Source organism: Chamaesiphon sp. OTE_20_metabat_361 (assembly GCF_031364565.1).
In genome coordinates, this window is the sequence record NZ_JANLWO010000553.1 from 1 (window position 1) to 2159 (window position 2159).

At 47.6% G+C, this 2159-nt stretch carries 3 protein-coding genes; 1 reads left to right on the plus strand and 2 read right to left on the minus strand.

Going from position 1 to position 2159, the window contains the following annotated elements:
* A partial coding sequence (locus RMO35_RS15870; protein WP_396135682.1) for a HEAT repeat domain-containing protein occupies positions 1-335 on the minus strand: 335 nt, incomplete at its 3' end.
* A 155-nt stretch (positions 336-490) separates the two neighbouring features.
* A complete protein-coding gene (locus RMO35_RS15875) occupies positions 491-1543 on the minus strand; it encodes a Gfo/Idh/MocA family oxidoreductase (RefSeq protein ID WP_309742297.1) in 1053 nt (350 codons plus the stop codon).
* 342 nt (positions 1544-1885) lie between these two features.
* Here RMO35_RS15875 and RMO35_RS15880 point away from each other — a divergent pair.
* Positions 1886-2159: 7-cyano-7-deazaguanine synthase (locus tag RMO35_RS15880; protein WP_309742298.1), on the plus strand; the 274-nt coding region annotated here is incomplete at its 3' end.

Consider the following 2159-nt stretch of genomic DNA (forward strand, 5'->3'; position numbering starts at 1 on the left):
TCAAAGATCGAATTTGCCGCTTCACCCATTACATTCGGATCGCGATCGTTTTTTAGCACTCCGGCTAGTAATTCAAACGATGGCTCCACCAAATGATTGCCCAAACCCATCACGGCAACTCGTCGCTGCATAAAGTCACTCGACGCCAGTAAGCGGGCAAGAATTGGCACGGCAATATCGGCAGAGACTTTTGCTAGTGTGTCTAGTGCCACTTTTTGCTTATTCAAGGCGCGATCGCGCAAATCGCGTTCGATCTGCTCTAAATCCGGTAATTCTTCCCGATCGGGCATACAGTTGGTGAAATTTTGTGGGCTAGACTTAGATTTTACACTCAAATAGATTTAGGCGGATGTCTCGATCGATCTAGCTACCGAGTCTACTTAACTCCAATTATCCAGATCGATCGTGGTAATAGGATGCTAAAACTAGCAGTCTGGACGTGGGCGAACATCAAGGAAATGACGATCGCCCTATCAATTCAATCGAATCCCTACTTAGTAAGCAGCTCAGTGCGATCGCGATCGGCTAATTTCCAGACTTTGCCATCCAATGCCATCTGTTCGATTAACGTAGCCAGACGCAGAGCTTTGAGCGCCTGTTCGCCACCGACAGATGGTTCGCTGCCGCACCTAACACAGTTGACAAAATGCTCCAATTCTGCATATAGCGGCTCGATATTTTTGACATAAACTTTCTCAATCAATCCATCCTGGCGGTATAAGCCTTGGTGATACTCATTGAGTAAATCGGCATTGTGACGGTGGATGGAGATTTCATTGCTGAGGAAGTTTGCTTCCGTTAAAGACTGGCGACAGTGAGCCGCGATCGAGCGGGTTTTGCGGTGGGTGACTTTACTGGCTGTTAGGGTGGCGACCACACCATTGGCAAAGCCGAGGGTGGCGGTTACATAGTCGAGATATTTGGATTCGGGACAACGGCTACCGCTAGCCGTCAAGCCGACAACTGGAGCACCAGCGAGTTCCATTAAGAGATCGATGTCATGAATCATCAAGTCCAAGACGACAGAGACATCGTTTGCCCTATTTGAATAAGGACTCATCCGGTGTGCTTCGAGTGCTAAAACTTTCTCAGTTTTGAGGACTTGGCTGAGTTCTTGGAAGACAGGGTTAAAGCGTTCGATGTGTCCGACTTGCAAAATACACTGGGACTCAGCCGCAGCATTGACTAAAGCTTCTGCTTCGGCGATCGTAGCGGCGATCGGTTTTTCGATCAGGACGTGGATGCCAGCTTCAAGACAAGCAATACCGACTTCATAGTGCAATCTCGTCGGGACGGCAATACAAACAGCATCGACTTGGGGGATCAGATCCCGATAGTCTTCATAAAATCTAGCTTTGTACTTACTCGCGGCTTCTAAACCATGCTCGACATTGACATCGGCGATGCCAACCAGTTTGACGTTTTTGAGTAGGCTCAACACTCGTGCATGGTGTTGTCCCATATTTCCGATCCCGATGAGTCCTACCTTCAGTGGCTGGGGCGATCCCGACTGAATTTCTGTGTCTAACTGTCTGGTTGACATGCTATTTTTCACTCTAAAATATACTCCTCCACCACTACGAATTTAGTTATCGGTCTTCACCTGCGCGATCGAGTTGAGCGCTGGACTTGACTCGATTTCGCGATCGCTGTCAATCATTGGCTACATTAACGATCCCATTAATCCCGATACTATCACAGCATCATGATTGTAAAGAACCAAAAAGTTTTGTTTATGTTCCTAAACTGCATGTTTTAGGTAATAGGTAATGGTTAACGGTGGGTAATAAGTAATGTCAGGTAATGTCCCCGGATCCTCGTGCCCTGAGATCGATCGAGAAAAGTTAGAATGGAGAGTTAATTCAGTTCTCATTTATTAGCGGTTGTGAAAGCAGTTATTCTCCTCTCAGGTGGCTTGGATTCCTCTACGGTGTTGTATCTAGCAAAAAGTGAAGGTTACAGTTGTCATGCCCTCTCTTTTGACTATCAACAGCGTCATCGGCGGGAACTAGCAGCAGCGAAGACGATCGCCACAGCAGTTAGTGTCATTGCCCATCAGGTGGTGAGCTTCGATCTTAGTCTGTGGGGCGGCTCCGCGCTAACAGACAGTCAGATCGCGCTACCCCAAGATCGCGAACTCTCTGCAATGTCAGAATCTA